This window comes from Actinoplanes sp. KI2 (assembly GCF_025630775.1).
In the GTDB taxonomy this organism is placed as follows: Bacteria; Actinomycetota; Actinomycetes; order Mycobacteriales; family Micromonosporaceae; genus Actinoplanes.
This window is the reverse complement of sequence record NZ_JAOSZE010000024.1, coordinates 129,240-144,435: the sequence shown is the minus strand read 5'-3', so window position 1 is coordinate 144,435 and position 15,196 is coordinate 129,240. Positions and strand designations below refer to the sequence as shown.

Below are 15,196 nucleotides of genomic sequence, written 5' to 3'. Positions count from 1 at the left end.
GGGAAGTCCTCTCTACCTGGCGGCCCGTGGCGGCGCCGTCGAGTTGCGGACGATCAGTTCGGTGGGCAGGCGCAGTGGCTCGGGCGCGCGGACGGTCTTGCCCGGATCGTCGCCGACGAACTCGAGCAGCGCCTTCACCGCGCCGTTGCCCATCGCGTCGGTGTCCTGCCGCACGGTGGTCAGCGCCGGCAGGGCGTACGCCGCCAGGTCGATGTCGTCGAACCCGGTGACCGAGACGTCCTTCGGAACCCGTAGGCCGTGCTCGTGCAGAGCGCGCAGCACGCCGATGGCCATCATGTCGCTCTCGGCGACGATCGCGGTCAGATCGGGCCGGGCGTCGAGCAGGTCGTTGGCCGCGTGGTAGGCGCCCTCGGTGGACCAGTCCGAGCGCCGGTGCAGGCCCGGGTCCTCCGGGATCCGGGCGGCGGCGAGGGCGGCGCGGATGCCACGGAGGCGCTCGCCGCCGGACGGGTCGGTCTCGGTGCCGGTGATCCGGGCGATCCGCCGGTGCCCGAGCTCGATCAGATGCCCGGTCACCGCCTGGGCGCCCTCGTGGTTCTCGGAGGTGACACAGGTGGCGCGCGGTCCGTACGCCACCGCGTCGATGAACACCGTCGGCAACCGCGCCTCGAGCAGTGCCAGGATCCGCACATCGTCGGGCGGGCAGGCCACCATGATGGTGCCGGCGACCCGGCGCGCCCGCAGTCGCCGTACGTAGCTCTGGCTGCCGATCTCGGCCTCTTGCGGGCGGGTCGGCAGCAGCAGGTCGTACCCCGCCTCGGCCGCGGCGGCCTCGATGCTGCGCAGCACGTTGAGGTAGAAGTAGTGCTTCGGCTTGGTCAACTGGGACAGCGCCCACCTGTCGTCGGCGAAGAAGCTGACCGCGATGGTCCGCGACGGTCCGCCGGACAGCGACTGCGCGGCCACGTCAGGCACGTAGCCCAGGACGGCGGCGGCCGCCTCGACCCGCTGCCGAGTTTCCTCGCTGACCCTCGCATTGCCCGACAGGGTGCGCGAAACCGTGGCGCGCGAGACGCCCGCCAGACGTGCCACATCCCCACTCGTCGCCAAGGTCCACCCCTTCCTCGTGAACGCGCGTACATGCTTTGTCGTCATCATTCAGGCCGACCCGAGGCCTGTCAAACGACGCAGTTAGTAAGGCTTATTGCCGATCTCTTGACCGCGGTTCGACGCCGAGAGTACGTTCCGCATCGCGCCCCAAGAACGCGCGTTCATAGGACAACTCCATGCATGTCGCTCGATTAGGCAGCTTCCGCCTACCGAAGGGCACCTCTCATGACCACGCTCTCCCGACGCGGCCTGCTCGCCGCCGGCGGCGCCGTCGCCGTCGCGGCCGCGACCAGCGCGTGCAGCGTCAAGGAACCGTCCAGCTCGTCGGGCCCCAAGGCGATCAGTTTCCTCACGTTCGAGACTCCGAACCTGACCCCCGCCTACTGGGACGCCGCCATCCAACGGGTCACCGCCAAGAACCCGGACATCAAGGTCCGCAAGCTGGTGTCGCCCACCGCCGACGGGCGTACCGACTACGCCAAGCAGCTGCTCACCTCGGGCCAGTTCCCGGACGTCATGATCGCCGTCTCGCCGGCCGGGTTCGCCGAGGCCGGCGACCTGTACGCGTGGTCACCGAGCGAGCTGGCGGACTTCGTCTACCCGACCGCCAACCCGATCAAGGGCAAGTACTACCAGCTACCGGCCAACACGCAGACAATCCCGCCGGTCTACTACAACAAGCAGATGTTCGCCCAGGCGGGCGTCACCGCGACGCCGGCCACCTGGGCGCAGCTGCTGACCGCCGCGGCGGCGCTGAAGGCCAAGGGCCACACGCCGTTCGTGGTGGGCGGCGGCAAGGACGCCTTTGCCTCCTCGATGATCCTCGACGGGATCGTGAGCGTGGATGTCTACGGCAGGACTCCGGACTGGATGACCAGACGGCGGGCCGGGACGGTGAAGTTCGCCGACCCGGACTTCACCGCGGCGCTGGCCAAGTTCGCCGACCTCGCGGCCAAGGGGTACCTCAAGGCGTCGGATGTGTCCCGCGACTACGCGGCGACCGAGCAGGCGTTCCTGGACGGCAAGGGCGCCATGTACCCGATGGGCAACTGGTTCGCTGCCAACGCCGACAGCAAACCCCACGCGTTCGACATCGGCGTGTTCAACCTGCCCGGCGACGACGGCCGTACCGTGGTCCCGGCGTACACCGGCGGCGGCATGATCGTCAGCGCCAAGGCGGCCAATCTCGATGCGGCGAAGCGGTTCGCCCTGGGGTTCCAGCTCGACAAGACCCAGTTGGACGCGTCCGTGAAGGCCGACGGCCTGATCCCGGCCATCAAGGGATACACGCCGCCCGCCACGGTCGGCTCGGTCTACCGGGCCGGCTACGACCTGTACCAACAGGCCGTGGTGAAGAACGAGGTGGTCCACGCGTTCCGCTGGGAGACGGCCGACGACGGGCTGCTGCCCGGCATGACCGACAAGGTCGACGCCGCCGCGCAGGACCTCATCACCGGCCGAAAGAACGCCGCGCAGGCCGCGGCGTACCTGGACGCCCAGTGGGCGAAGGCAGGCCGCTGAGCGATGTCGCCGGTTCCCACCATCGAGGCGCCGCCGCTCCCGGTCCGGACGGACCGGCCGGCGCGCTCCCGCCCGAGACGAGGCCGGCTCCGGCACTTCGGCCTGTTCGCGGCGCCGGGCGTGTCGGTTTACCTCTGTTTCGTGCTGGCGCCGATCGCGGTGAGCTTCGGCTACAGCCTGACCAATGCCAATCCGTTCAATCCGCCCACCCGGTTCACCGGCCCGCGCAACTACGTCGAGCTGATGCACGACCCGGAGTTCTGGACGGCGTTGCGGGTCACCGCGATCCTGACCCTGATCGTGACGGTCGTGCCCAACGTCGCCGGCCTGGGCATCGCGCTGCTGCTCGACCGGCGCGGCAAGTTCTACAACGCGCTGCGCAGTGTCTTCTTCACCCCGGTGATCCTGAGCTCGGTGGTGGTCAGCATCGTCTGGTCGCGGCTGCTGGACGCGGGCGGTCCGGTGAACGAGGCGCTGCGCGCGCTCGGCTGGCACGATCCGCCCGGATGGCTGTCCGACCCGGCGTACGCGCTCTACGCGGTGGCCTCGATCATCTCCTGGCAGATGCTCGGCTTCTGCGTCGTGGTCTACCTCGCCGGCCTCCAGGGCATCCCGCAGGAGCTGATCGAGGCGGCGGAGCTGGACCAGGCCGGGCCGGTACGGCGGTTCCGGCACGTGGTCTGGCCGCTGCTCGCGCCGGCCCTGACGGTGAACACGGTGGTGCTGCTGATCTCGGCCTTCAAGACGTACGACTACATCAAGGTCATCACGAACGGCGGCCCCGGAGCCGGGACGACCGCCACGATCGCGTTCGACGTGCTGCAGACCGGCTTCGACGCCAACCACGTCGGCTACGCCTCGGCCATGGCGATGGTGATGCTGGTGATCGTCGCGGTCGCGACCGCCCTGGCGCTACGGATCCTGCGGGCCCGGGAGGTGGACCTGTGACCGGCCGATTCGCCTGGCTCCGCCCGTTGGTCGCCACCTGCCTGTGCGCGCTGTTCTTCGTTCCGCTGTACCTGGTGCTGGCCAACACGTTCAAGCCGGGTGACCGGATCTCCGGGTCGCCGGCGTCGCCGCCCTGGCCGCCGACCTTGCACAACATCACGGCCGTGCTGACCCGGCCGGACCGGCTGTTCTGGGTGTCCTTCACCAACAGCGTGCTGATCACGTCGGTGTCGGTGGTGACGCTGACCGTGCTGTCGGCGATGCTCGGGCACTACCTGGCCCGCTCGCGGTCGCGATGGGCCAGAGGACTGACGCTGGTCCTGCTCGCCGGCTTGATGATCCCGCCGCAGGTCATCCTCATCCCGATCGCCGACGTGCTGCGCGCCGGCCATCTGATGGGCACCCTCCAGGGCCTGGTGCTGTTCAACGTCGGCTATTACGTGCCGTTCGGCGTGTTCGTCTTCTCCGGCTTCATCCGGACCGTGCCGATCGAGCTGGAGGAGGCGGCCACGGTCGACGGGGCGAGCCCGGCCAAGGTGTTCTGGCGGATCGTCTTCCCGCTGCTGCGGCCGGCCAGCGCCAGCGTGCTGATCTTCCTCGGGGTGTGGATCTGGAACGACTTCATCGACCCACTGATCATCCTCGGCCCGAGCCGCGGCACGACGATCACCACCGGCGTCTACCGCGCGGTCGGGCAGTACCAGTCCGACTTCGGCTCGGTGTTCGCGCTGATGTTTCTCGCGACGCTTCCGGTGCTCGCCTTCTACCTCGCCCTGCAGCGGCACTTCGTGAAGGGACTCACCGGCGGCGCCACCAAAGGTTAGGAGACCCCCATGAGACGTCTGCTCACCCTGCTCGCGACGGTCACGATGGTCGCGGCGGCACTCGCCGGATTCGGCGGCAGCCGGCCGGCCCGCGCCGACCTCACCAACCCGCGGCAGGACTTCCTGCGCGCGTCGACCGCCGGGGTGTTCCTGCACTGGGGCATGCTCACCTCGCCCGGCTACACCAGCTGCTCGGCCTGGGAGAACGCGATCACCAGCGGCGGCTGGAACGCCGGCTACTGGGTGAGCGAGGCCCGGAAGCTGCACGCCGGCTACCTCACGCTGGCCACCTTCCACAGCAAGCTGGGCTACGGCCGGGCCTGGCCGTCGAGCATCCCCGGCACGTGCAGCACCAAGCGTGACTTCCTGGGCGAGCTGATCACCGCGGCGCACGCGGCCGGCCTGCGGGTGATCCTCTACATGACCAACGACGCCCAGTGGCACGACTACCGGAACCACGAGTGGATGGATTCGTCCGCGTACTCCTCCTACAAGGGACACTCCGTCGACCTGGACACCCAGGACGGCTTCGGCGAGTACAGCTACGACAACTTCTTCGACGTGATGAGGAGCCACCCGGCCCTCGACGGGTTCTGGATCGACAACGACAACCAGTACTGGCTCGACCACGACCTCTACCCGCAGATCTACCAGCTGCACCCGAACATGACCATCAGCAACAACAACGAAGACACGCCGATCATGGACATGATCAGCAACGAGCAGAAGACCGGGATGACGCCGGCGTACGACATGCCGCAGGCGTACTACACCGCTCAGCCCCGGCTGACCGAGGCGGACTACAAGCTCCCGTCCTCCGGCGCATGGTGGTACGACGGGTCCAACTCGGCGGTGGATTACGCCCTGAACATCGGGCGGTACATCGCCAACGCCGGATCGTCGGTGAAGTCGCTGATGGCCGAGACCGCCCAGGTGAACGGGCAGTTCCCGGCGAACCAGGTCAACTTCAACACCTTCATGAACTCGTACCTCCCGCCGATCTGGGAATCGATCGGGGGCGACGAGGGCGGCGGGTTCATGTACGGCGGCATGCCGGGCGGCAACTTCGGCAGCGGCGCCTACGGATACACCACCATCAACAAGACCAACCCCGATCTCCAGTACGTGCATGTGGTCACCAAGCCCACCTCGGGCAACTCGGTGAAGCTGCGCGACAGCGGCTACGTGGTGTCCGCGGTGACCAACCTGCGCACCGGCGCGCCCATCACCTTCAACCAGGGCAACGGCTTCCTGACGATCAGCGGCGTGTCCACCTGGGACCAGTACGACACCGTCCTCAAGGTGACGATGTCGGGGCGTACCGGAATTGTCACCGGCGTCCGGGCGAGCGCCACGGCCTCGGCCAGCGGGCACGCGGCGGCCAACCTGGTCGACGGCTCGTACCTGACGTACTGGGACAGCAACAAGACCACCCCGGTGTCGATCACCCTCGACCAGGGGTCGGCCCGCACCGTCGCCTACCTCGCGGTCAACCAGCGCGAGGACACGATCACCCAGACCGCGAGCTCCTCCGCCAGGATCAAGAACTACAAGATCCTTACGAGCAACGACAACAGCACGTACGCCACTGTCAAGTCGGGCAGCCTCCCGAACGCCCGCGGCGCCCAGTTCATCGACATCGGGAAGTCGGCGCGGTATGTGCGGCTCGAGGTGGACGGCGTCTACGCGTCGTCGAAGCAGCTGCGCATCGACGAGATGTGGCTGGGATCGGCCTACCCGGGCGGCGGCATGCCGCCGGCCACCGTCGAGGCCGAGGCGTCCGGCAACACCCTCTCCGGAGCGGCGGCCGTCGCCTCGTGCCCGGCCTGCTCGGGCGGCGCCAAGGTGCGGTTCATCGGCAACAACGCGAGCAACTACGAGATCGTCAACCTCACCGCCGCGACCGCCGGAAACCACGAGCTGATCATCACGTACGAGGTGAACGGCACCCGCTCGTTCGACCTGAGCGTGAATGGTGGCGCCTCTGTCCCGGTCAGCTGCACCGGCACCGACTTCAACAGCCCGGCCACCGCCTCCGTCACGGTCCCGCTCAACGCCGGCAGCAACACGATCAAATTCTCAAATACCAGCGCGTACGCGCCCGATCTCGATGCGGTGACGATCCGATGAGACTACGTGCCACCCTGGCGGCCGCTACCGCACTCATCCTCGTGACGCTCGGCGGCGCCGCCGCCCAGGCCGCCCCCGCCGACGCGCTGCTGTCGCTGAACAAGCCCGCCACCGCGTCGTCCTCGGGCGGCTGCTGTCCGGCCAGGAACGCCGACGACGGCGACACCGCCACCCGGTGGGCCAGCGGGGCGAACGTCGACCCGTCCTGGATCTACCTCGACCTGGGCGCCACCTACGCCGTGCACCGCGTCCAGCTGACCTGGGACGCCTCCTGCGCCACCGCGTACCAGGTGCAGACCTCGCCCGACCACGTCACCTGGACGACCATCTACGCCACCACGGCGGGCAAGGGCGGGGTGGAGAACCGCACCGGCCTGTCCGGCACCGGCCGCTACGTGCGGATGAACGGCACGAAACGCTGCCGGTCGGACTCCTCGCACGGCTACTCGCTGCAGGAGTTCGCGGTCTACGGTGCAGCCGGCGACGTCACCCCGCCCGGCGTTCCCGGCACCCCGACGCCGGCCGGCTCCACCCCGAGCAGCGTCACCATCGCCTGGACGGCGGCCACCGACAACGTCGGGGTCACCGGCTACGACATCTATCACGACGGACAGTTGTGCGCGAGCGTCGACGGCAGCACCCTCACCGCGACCTGCGGCGGGCTCAACCCCAAGACGACGTACGGGTTCTACGTCAACGCCCGCGACGCCGCCGGCAACGTGTCGCAGCCGAGCGGCACGCTCTCGGTGACCACCCCGGCCTCCGACGACCACAGCCCGCCCACCGTGCCCGGTAACGTGCACACCACCTCGGTCACCAGCACCAGTGTCGCGCTCGCCTGGACGGCGTCGACCGACGACACCGGCGTGACCGGCTACACCGTCTACGACGTGACGGCCTCGCCCCGCACCAAGATCGGGGCCTCCAGCGGCAACGCGCCCAACGCATCGCTCGGCGCGCTGACCCCGGGGCACACGTACAAGCTGGTCGTGACCGCGTCTGACGCCAACAAGAACGAGAGCGGCCCCAGCACCGAACTGGATGTCACCACCCCGAGCGGAGCCTGCAACCAGCCGATCTGCTCGGTCACCCAGGTCGGCACCGACGACGACGTCGTGTGGGGCCTGGTGACGCTGCCGGACGGCACGATCCTGTTCAACGAGCGGGACTCGCACGCGATCGTCCACCTCAACCCCCGGACCGGTGCCAAGAAGACCATCGGTACGGTCCCGAACACGCAGAGCACCGACGGCGAGGGCGGACTCACCGGCCTGGAGATCAACCCGGTCAGCTTCCCCGCCGACCACTGGCTCTACGTCATGCACACCTCACCGGCCGACAACCGGATCGTACGAATCAAGTACGACCCGTCGACGGACTCGCTGACCACGAGCACCGAGCAGGTCCTGCTCAGCGGGATCGCGCGCAACAAGTACCACAACGGCGGCCGGCTGCGGTTCAGCCCGGACGGCAGGTATCTGTTCGCCGGCACCGGCGACGCCCAGAACGGCGACAACGCGCAGAACAGCAAGAGCCTCAACGGAAAGGTGCTGCGCATCAACCCGAACGGCAGCATCCCGCCGGACAACCCGTTCGGCAACGCGGTCTGGAGCTACGGCCACCGCAACGTGCAGGGGCTCGCGTTCGACTCGCAGGGCCGGCTGTGGGAGCAGGAATTCGGCAACAGCATCATGGACGAGACCAACCTCATCGTGCGCGGCGGCAACTACGGCTGGCCGTCCTGCGAAGGCACCTCCGGTACCTGCGGCACGGCCGGCTTCATCAAGCCGAAGCGCACGTACCCGGTGGCACAGGGCTCCTGCAGCGGCATCGCCGTCATCCGGGACGTCCTCTACGTCGCCTGCCAGCGCGGCACCCGCCTCTACCGCGAAGTGATCAGCGGCAGCAGCCTGACCGATGTGCAGGTCTTCTTCAACGGCACGTACGGCCGGCTACGCACCCCCGAACCGGCCCCGGACGGCGGCATGTGGCTGGCCACCTCCAACGACGGGGACAAGGACAGCGTCCCGCACAACAGCAACAACGTGATCCTGCACGTGAGCCTGGGCGCGGGCTGACGTCAAGACCGCCCGCGGCGGATTATCGACAATCTTAAATTTTCCTAAGGGTTGTTACGGGCCGACGGGCATTGATGCTTGGATCTGTTAGTCAGTCTTACTAACAATTGAAGGACAGGCGTACCCCATGTCATCCCCTCGTACCCTCCTCGCTGCGGCAGCCGCCGCGGCCCTCGCGCTCACCGTGCCGCTCGCCATCAAGAACGCCGACGCCGCCACGACGCCCCCCGCCGTCGACGCCGACTCGGCCGCCACCTCGTTCACGCCCGCCCAGGTGCTGGCGGGCGTGAAGAAGAACATGACGACGGCGAAGAAGGTCAACTCCAAACCCCACATCAACACCATGACGCGGGCCCAGAACGTGAACGTGTACCAGGTGACGTCAGGCGTCTTCGCCTACACCTCGAGCCTGGCCGTGGACGACGACGGCAGCGACCCGGATCCCGACCCCGACCACCAGGGCGAGACGACTTTCCAGGACAGCAACGGCAAGCAGCTGGCCGCGCACCACGTGCCGTTCTACGTGCTGGGCGACGACTGCTGGGATCGCAAGTCCCCCTGCCCGCACTTCTTCTACAAGGAGCACCACATCAAGGGCCGGCAGTTCGCGCTGATGTTCTACCAGAGCAAGTGCATCGGTGCGATCTTCGGCGACACGCAGACCGGCAACGACCAGACCACCTCGGACAACGACTCCCGCGAACTGGGCGAGGCGTCGGTGAAATCGGCCTCGCTGCTCGGCATCCCCAGCAGCGGCACCACCGGCGGCGTCGACAACGGCGTGACCGTGGTGATCTTCTCCGGCTCGGCCTGGGTCGTGAACGGCAGCAACTCCAACCTGAACGCCAACGCCCAGGCCCTGGTCACCAAGGCCCTGGACAGCCTCGGCTCGAGCATGGGTCTCTAGGCCGGCGAGATCGCCGGCCCCGGCCGGCCCGGCCGGCCCGGGTCGGCCCGGGTCGGCCGGCCCCGGCCGGCCCGGTGCGCGGCTACGGCGCCGTGGCCAGGGCCTCGGTCGGGGTCAGCCGGGCCGCCCGGCGTGCCGGGTAGAGGCCGGCCAGCGCACCGACCAGAACCGCCGCGACCACTTCCGCAGCCGGCGTCTGTGCGGGCACGACGAGCGGCCAGTCGCGGTCAGGGCGTAGCCGGGGCAGATGATCAGGCCGAGCCGCACCCCGTGACCCCGCCACCCACCGACGGCACAACCTGAAGACCACTCGGCCGCCGTCGATGTCGCCGACGACGGTCATGAACGGCCGGCTGCCGGTGGCGGGCTCAAGGGGTGGCGCCGGGCCGGCCGGTTGGTGTGCTGGGGTCGCGGTGGTGTTCGCGTTGTTGCTGGGTGGTTTGGCGTAGCTGGTCGGTTTGGTGGCCGACGGTGGTGATCTGTTCGGCGAGACCGGGGTGGCGGCTGTGCAGGTGTTCCAGGGTGGCGGCCAGCGGCGGTAGCAGGGCGGCTGGGTCGGCGTCGCCGAGGGCGTGGTGCAGCCGGTCGAGGCTGGGCTGGGCGTGGGGTTCGAGGTCGGTCAGGGCGGTGATCTGGCCGGCGAGCCGGCGCAGGTCGGCGCTGTGGGTGCGGGCCCAGTCGGCGACGGCGCGGGTGCCGGCGCGGCGGTCGCGTTCGGCGGTGACGCGTTGGTCGCCGGTGGCGCCGGTGTCGTCGTAGGTGGTGCGGCGGATGCGCAGGTAGCGGCGTTCGGCGGCTTGCCGGCTGGCTACGCCGAGGGCGGGGGCCAGGTCGGCCCAGCTGGCTCCGGCGGTGCGGGCGGCGGCGATGAGCTGGGGTTCCAGGGCGTCCAGCCGGTCGCGCAGTTCCCGCAGGGTGATCAGGGCGGCCAAGGTCGCCTGCCGGGTCGTGGATTCGGCTGTGTTCGCGGCCGGTGGTTGTGCCAGGCCGGTCTGGTGATCAGCTGGGTCGGGACGTCTCATGAGCCACCTCGTCATCCTCTAGGTGACATTCTACTTGTCATCGTTTGGACGACATGCTACAACGGTTGGTGAGCGCATTGACACCAGGAATTCGTACGATGGAGGTGGAACGATGTTGGTGCGCACAGACCCGTTCCAGGAAATGGACCGCTGGGCCCGGCAGTTGCTCGGCGACCCGCAGTCGGGGACCTGGTCCCGGCCGGTCGCGATGCCGCTGGACGCCTACCGCACCGGTGACGAGTACATCGTGGCGTTCGACCTGCCCGGCGTCGCCCCCGACAGTATCGATGTCGACGTCGAACGCAACGTGCTGACGGTCAAGGCCGAGCGCCGCCCCCTCGATTTGGGTAAGGACGCGCAGCTGCAGGCCTCCGAGCGTCCGCTCGGGGTGTTCTCCCGGCAGCTGATCCTGTCCGACACGCTCGACACCGAACACATTCAGGCCGGCTACGACAACGGCGTGCTGGTCGTACGGATCCCGGTGTCGGAGAAGGCCAAGCCCCGCAAGGTCGAGATCGCGGTCAACGCCGGCGAGCCCACCGCGATCAACGCGAGCAAGTCCACCGCGATCAACGCCTGACCCCTACCGCGCGTGCCCGGCCCCTCGGACGAAACCCCGAAAGGTGGTGATGACCGTGGATCCCGCGCTGGTCGAGGCTGTCCCGGGCACCGCCGCCGGGCAGGCGTTCGTGGATCTGGTGTGCGCCGACGACGAGTTGATGCGGGCCGAGTTCGACGCGTTGATCGCCGCGTCCTGGCCCTCCCCGCCGGCCGTCCCGCCGGTCCCGCCGCGCCGGCCCGCACCGTGGCCGGGCGGCCCCGCCCTCCCACCCGGCGAGGCCGCACGGCCCCCGATCCACCACATCCCTGACACCAGCTGGCGCCGCCAGCGAGCCCCGCCGTGAAACCGGGCCCCAGTCGCCGCGACCGAAGCTGCCCATGACGCGGCGGCAAGGGCGCAAGCCGAGACTGAGGGAAGGACGGTGATCCATCACCCGGAGCAGTCACGATCCACAGTTCACCCTGCACACAGGCCCGTGGGGCGGCAGGTTCTGCGGCTCCACGGGCTCCCTCGTATCCGGTAAGGCGGGCGATCAGCACCGATCCCGCGGACCCCGCCTGACGGTGGAAGGCTCTCGCCGTGGCTGCCCCCTTGCCTCCCGACCCGCTGCCGTTGCAGGTCGAGGTTCTTCCGACGACGCCGGACGGCCACCTGGCCATCACGATCGCCGGCGAAATCGACATGGACACCGGTCGCCGGCTCCAGCGAGCCATCACGGACGCCCTGGACCATCACCGCCCGCAGCGCCTGAGCCTGGACATGGGACAGGCGACATTCCTGAGCTCTGCCGGTATCTGGGCGCTGCTCGACTGCCACCGGCACGCGGAACAACTCGGCTGCGCACTCGAGATCAGCAAGGCACACGACAACGTACGTCAGGTACTGGCCATCAGCGGCTTGCTGGACATATTCCACCTGTAGGACGCCCGGTGTGGGCGGTCACCGGCGGGCAGGCGTCACCCGAGGTGCCGCCGATCAAGGCCGTCGTTCGGCGGTCCCTCGGCCCAGGGCGGCCCAGACTTCGGTGACCGTGCGGAAGACGACGTTGTCCGGCAGCGTCCGCAGGTCGTCCAGGATGTCGTCCGGGGCCTCGAGGGCCTGCGCGCTTCGTAGCAGAGCGTCGCGGTCGCCGGGCATCGCGGACCGGCCGATGTAGCGTCCGAAACGGCTCAGGTCGTTCCCCCTGTCGGGCTCGACCGTCTGCGTCGCGTCGGGCTGGTCCTCACCCGCCGGCTCGGCCATCTTCCACTCCTCGGCCCGCCCGCCGGCAACGCCCTGCACAGTGCCCAGGACCTCGTGCTTCATCTCTTCATCGACGCGCGGGCCGTGTTTGCTGCTGCCTCGTTCCATGGCCGCTCCGTTCCCCGCCCGGGCCGCTTCAAACGGCGGCCGGGCTTGCCCCGGCCGGCGACGTGGAGGCATGAGTCACCGGATCAAGGGTTCGGGTCAGCTCGCGGCGGTGCTCGCGTCCGCGTATCGCAGGACGGCGCCGATGCCGTGCTCGAGCGGGACCTCGCCGGGTTCGAGCAGAACCAGGTCGGCCCCGGTGCCGGCGATGGCCCGCACCAGCGCGGCGTCGGCGCGGACCTGCTGCGGATCGTCCACGCCCGCCGCACGCAGCACGTGGTCGTCGACCGCCACCAGGGTCGGATCGGCCGGTGCTATCCAGAGCGTGTCGGTCGAGGACTGGTCGTTCACCAGCAGCACGGTGTCGACCTGGCCGCGCTGCAGCCGGCCCACCACGTCGACGAGCCCGGTGCTCGCAGTGCCGACGCCGCGTTGCGCCCGGTAGCGGTCCAGGACTTCGCGGAGGTGCCGGTCGGCGGTCTCGGTGACAGCTTGAATCGTCACCTCGTCCAGCGCCGACTCGTCGGCACCGGCGTGCCGGGAACCGGCGTCGGTCGCCACCACCCGCTCCTGCCAGCGCTTCGGCAGCCGTCCCACCAGTGTCTGCACCGCGCGGACATCACCGCCGACCACGATGACCTCCGCCCCGACCGCCTCGGCGAGCTGCACAGCCGCGGCCGCGACGTCCCCGGCGTTGCGCTTCCACGACTCCTCGACCGCCTGCAGGTAGTGGCGGTGCGACCAGCCACCGACGTGCACCTTGCGCAGCGGGAAGGTCGCGCTGCCGGCCACCGTACGGTGCCGGGGCGCGCCGCCGACCGACAGGGCGTCGAGGTCGGCGCCGGTCCGATCGGCGAGCACCCGCACGTACGGCACCTCCGCGCGACGCTGTTCGAGCAGCGGCAGCACGTGCGGCAGCGGTTCGGAGTAAGCCACGTCGGCGGGAGGAGGCGAGGGGAGTGCCTGTGCCATCGCGACCTCGCCGTCCACGGCGAAGACCGCCAGACCGTACCGTCCTGGCTGGATCGGATGGTCTCGCACGGCTGCCTCCACGGCGTCGAGGGTCGCGACCTCGGCGCCGTGGCGGGTCAGGTTCTCTCGTAAGCCGCGCCAGCGCAGTGTGACCTCGTGGTCAGCGTTCTCGCCGGCCCGGGTGGCGTCGAGATATACCGACACCCACCCGCCGGGATGCTCGAACAGAGGGCGCAGGAAATCGAGATTCACGGCAGGTCACCTTCCGCTGGTGGCTACGGCGCTACGTTCGCCGCCTACCCGCGAATCGCCGCATCTCACCTGCGGACGAAGACATTTCGGCGGCACTCCGGCGGGTCGCCGTCACCCGACAGCCTGACGATTACGACGCGGGGTGAGCACGGGTGCGGCCCCGTGTGCGAACGAGCTCGCTTCGGCGCCACGCGCCGGCGCCGACTGCCGGTCCAGCCGCTCCACGGCCCGTCGCAGGTCTTGGAGGAACAGGTCGGCCAGGTCGTGGGTGAAGCCGTTGCGCACCACGACGCGCAGCACCGCCAGGTCCTGCCGGTTCGCGGGCAACGTGTAGGCCGGGACCAGCCAGCCGCGCTCCCGCAGCGCCATCGACACGTCGAACACCGAGTAGTGCGTGACCTCCGGGTGCAGGGCGAAGGCGAATGCGGGCAGCTCGTCGCCCTTCGTCAGCAACCGGAACGGGCCGAGGTCGCCGATCCGGTCGGCCAGCGAGGTGGCCACCGCCCGGCTGTAGGCATGCACCCGGTGGTACCCGTCGAAGCCGAGCCGGATGAAGTTGTAGTACTGCGCCACGATCTGGGAGCCGGGGCGGGAGAAGGTCAGCGAGAACGTGGGCATCTCCCCGCCGAGATAGTTCACCCGCAGCACGAGGTCCTCCGGCAACGCCTCCCGGTCGCGCCAGACCACCCACCCCAATCCGGGGTACACCAGCCCGTATTTGTGGCCGGAGACGTTGATGGACGCGACCCGCGGCAGCCGGAAGTCCCACCGCAGTTCCGGGTCGCAGAACGGCGCCACCAGCGCACCCGAGGCGCCGTCGACGTGCACCGGGATGTCCAGGCCGGTACGCGCCTGCAGATCGTCCAGCGCGGCGCAGATGTCGGCCACCGGTTCGTAGCTGCCGTCGAAGGTGGAGCCGAGGATCGCGACCACGCCGATGGTGTTCTCGTCACAGCGGGCCACCGCCTCCTCGGCGCAGAGGTGGAACCGGTCGCCCTCCATCGGCACCAGCCGCGCCTCGACGTCCCAGTAGTTGGCGAACTTCTCCCAGCACACCTGGGTGTTGATGCCCATCACAAGGTTGGGCCGGCCGCCGGAACCGTGCGCCCGTTGCCACCGCCGCTTGAGGGCCAGCCCGCCGAGCATGCACGCCTCGCTGGAGCCGGCGGTCGAGCAGCCCGGCGCGCGCAGGGGGTCGGGTGCGTGCCAGAGGTCGGCGAGCATCCGGATGCACCGCTGTTCGAGGTCGGCGCTGCGCGGGTACTCGTCGCGGTCGATGAGGTTCTTGTCCAGCGCCGCCTCGGCCAGCCGGGCGCCCTGCGGCTCCATCCACGTGGTGACGAAGGTGGCGAGGTTCAGCCGCGGATTGGCGTCGAGCATCAGCTCATCGTGGACGATCTGGTAGGCCGCGTCCGGGTCGAGTTCCTCGGCGGGCAGGCGGTTCCGGGGAATCCGGACCGGTTCCCGGACGAAGATGGGGTTGACGGAAAGGTCTGGACGAGGCTTGTCCTGCGGCTCATGCGAGGCCATGTGATCACCCTCCAATGCGGTCCGGTTTCGCG

Annotated in this window: 14 protein-coding genes; 9 read left to right on the top strand and 5 right to left on the bottom strand. The window is 69.4% G+C overall.

What is annotated here, in order from left to right; all coding sequences use genetic code 11:
• Positions 1-12: 12 nt before the first annotated feature.
• Positions 13-1,053 carry a LacI family DNA-binding transcriptional regulator gene (locus ODJ79_RS25500; protein WP_263026097.1) on the bottom strand — a complete coding sequence of 347 codons (1,041 nt, stop codon included), beginning with the start codon at positions 1,051-1,053 and terminating at the stop codon, positions 13-15.
• A gap of 243 nt (positions 1,054-1,296) precedes the next feature.
• Between ODJ79_RS25500 and ODJ79_RS25495 the strand changes: the two genes are divergently transcribed.
• The 6 genes from ODJ79_RS25495 (at position 1,297) to ODJ79_RS25470 (ending at position 9,479) form a co-directional block, all read left to right on the top strand.
• Positions 1,297-2,592 (top strand): extracellular solute-binding protein, encoded by a 1,296-nt coding sequence (locus tag ODJ79_RS25495; RefSeq protein ID WP_263026096.1) that lies wholly within the window; start codon positions 1,297-1,299, stop codon positions 2,590-2,592.
• Positions 2,593-2,595: 3 nt separating this feature from the next.
• Positions 2,596-3,540, top strand: a complete 945-nt coding sequence (locus ODJ79_RS25490) for a carbohydrate ABC transporter permease (RefSeq protein WP_263026095.1) — start codon at positions 2,596-2,598, stop codon at positions 3,538-3,540.
• Entirely contained in the window at positions 3,537-4,364 is an 828-nt protein-coding gene (locus ODJ79_RS25485) for a carbohydrate ABC transporter permease (protein WP_263026094.1), read from the top strand. The genes ODJ79_RS25490 and ODJ79_RS25485 overlap by 4 nt, the downstream gene beginning before the upstream one ends.
• Positions 4,365-4,373: 9 nt before the next feature.
• On the top strand, positions 4,374-6,494 hold the full coding sequence (locus ODJ79_RS25480; RefSeq protein ID WP_263026093.1) for a discoidin domain-containing protein: 2,121 nt from the start codon (positions 4,374-4,376) through the stop codon (positions 6,492-6,494).
• Entirely contained in the window at positions 6,491-8,572 is a 2,082-nt protein-coding gene (locus ODJ79_RS25475) for a PQQ-dependent sugar dehydrogenase (RefSeq protein WP_263026092.1), read from the top strand. Before ODJ79_RS25480 ends, ODJ79_RS25475 begins: the two co-directional genes overlap by 4 nt.
• Before the next feature lie 127 nt (positions 8,573-8,699).
• Positions 8,700-9,479 carry a glycoside hydrolase family 75 protein gene (locus ODJ79_RS25470; protein WP_263026091.1) on the top strand — a complete coding sequence of 260 codons (780 nt, stop codon included), beginning with the start codon at positions 8,700-8,702 and terminating at the stop codon, positions 9,477-9,479.
• Positions 9,480-9,847: 368 nt separating this feature from the next.
• Here ODJ79_RS25470 and ODJ79_RS25465 read toward each other — a convergent pair whose 3' ends face one another.
• A complete protein-coding gene (locus ODJ79_RS25465) occupies positions 9,848-10,501 on the bottom strand; it encodes a hypothetical protein (protein WP_263026090.1) in 654 nt (217 codons plus the stop codon).
• Between the two features lie 112 nt (positions 10,502-10,613).
• On the opposite strand from ODJ79_RS25465, the gene ODJ79_RS25460 reads away from it, so the two are divergent.
• The 3 genes from ODJ79_RS25460 to ODJ79_RS25450 all read left to right on the top strand — a co-directional run bounded on the left by ODJ79_RS25460 (position 10,614) and on the right by ODJ79_RS25450 (position 11,984).
• The gene (locus ODJ79_RS25460) at positions 10,614-11,081 is read left to right on the top strand and encodes an Hsp20/alpha crystallin family protein (protein WP_263026089.1); all 468 of its coding nucleotides are present in this window, start codon (positions 10,614-10,616) and stop codon (positions 11,079-11,081) included.
• Between the two features lie 49 nt (positions 11,082-11,130).
• Positions 11,131-11,406, top strand: a complete 276-nt coding sequence (locus tag ODJ79_RS25455; RefSeq protein WP_263026088.1) for a hypothetical protein — start codon at positions 11,131-11,133, stop codon at positions 11,404-11,406.
• A 236-nt stretch (positions 11,407-11,642) separates the two neighbouring features.
• Positions 11,643-11,984 carry an STAS domain-containing protein gene (locus ODJ79_RS25450; RefSeq protein WP_263026087.1) on the top strand — a complete coding sequence of 114 codons (342 nt, stop codon included), beginning with the start codon at positions 11,643-11,645 and terminating at the stop codon, positions 11,982-11,984.
• A 54-nt stretch (positions 11,985-12,038) separates the two neighbouring features.
• On the opposite strand, the gene ODJ79_RS25445 is transcribed toward ODJ79_RS25450, so the two are convergent.
• The 3 genes from ODJ79_RS25445 to ODJ79_RS25435 all read right to left on the bottom strand — a co-directional run bounded on the left by ODJ79_RS25445 (position 12,039) and on the right by ODJ79_RS25435 (position 15,164).
• Positions 12,039-12,413 carry a DUF2795 domain-containing protein gene (locus ODJ79_RS25445; RefSeq protein WP_263026086.1) on the bottom strand — a complete coding sequence of 125 codons (375 nt, stop codon included), beginning with the start codon at positions 12,411-12,413 and terminating at the stop codon, positions 12,039-12,041.
• 96 nt (positions 12,414-12,509) lie between these two features.
• Positions 12,510-13,634 carry a Vms1/Ankzf1 family peptidyl-tRNA hydrolase gene (locus ODJ79_RS25440; RefSeq protein ID WP_263026085.1) on the bottom strand — a complete coding sequence of 375 codons (1,125 nt, stop codon included), beginning with the start codon at positions 13,632-13,634 and terminating at the stop codon, positions 12,510-12,512.
• Positions 13,635-13,745: 111 nt separating this feature from the next.
• On the bottom strand, positions 13,746-15,164 hold the full coding sequence (locus tag ODJ79_RS25435) for a glutamate decarboxylase (RefSeq protein WP_263026084.1): 1,419 nt from the start codon (positions 15,162-15,164) through the stop codon (positions 13,746-13,748).
• Positions 15,165-15,196 lie beyond the last annotated feature (32 nt).

Bases quoted from the DNA above. Each gene is read 5' to 3' on its own strand.
- ODJ79_RS25495 (WP_263026096.1), top strand. From the start codon at position 1,297: ATGACCACGCTCTCCCGACGCGGCCTGCTCGCCGCCGGCGGCGCCGTC.
- ODJ79_RS25490 (WP_263026095.1), top strand. From the start codon at position 2,596: ATGTCGCCGGTTCCCACCATCGAGGCGCCGCCGCTCCCGGTCCGGACG.
- ODJ79_RS25480 (WP_263026093.1), top strand. From the start codon at position 4,374: ATGAGACGTCTGCTCACCCTGCTCGCGACGGTCACGATGGTCGCGGCG.
- ODJ79_RS25475 (WP_263026092.1), top strand. From the start codon at position 6,491: ATGAGACTACGTGCCACCCTGGCGGCCGCTACCGCACTCATCCTCGTG.
- ODJ79_RS25470 (WP_263026091.1), top strand. From the start codon at position 8,700: ATGTCATCCCCTCGTACCCTCCTCGCTGCGGCAGCCGCCGCGGCCCTC.
- ODJ79_RS25465 (WP_263026090.1), bottom strand. From the start codon at position 10,501: ATGAGACGTCCCGACCCAGCTGATCACCAGACCGGCCTGGCACAACCA.
- ODJ79_RS25460 (WP_263026089.1), top strand. From the start codon at position 10,614: ATGTTGGTGCGCACAGACCCGTTCCAGGAAATGGACCGCTGGGCCCGG.
- ODJ79_RS25455 (WP_263026088.1), top strand. From the start codon at position 11,131: ATGACCGTGGATCCCGCGCTGGTCGAGGCTGTCCCGGGCACCGCCGCC.
- ODJ79_RS25445 (WP_263026086.1), bottom strand. From the start codon at position 12,413: ATGGAACGAGGCAGCAGCAAACACGGCCCGCGCGTCGATGAAGAGATG.
- ODJ79_RS25435 (WP_263026084.1), bottom strand. From the start codon at position 15,164: ATGGCCTCGCATGAGCCGCAGGACAAGCCTCGTCCAGACCTTTCCGTC.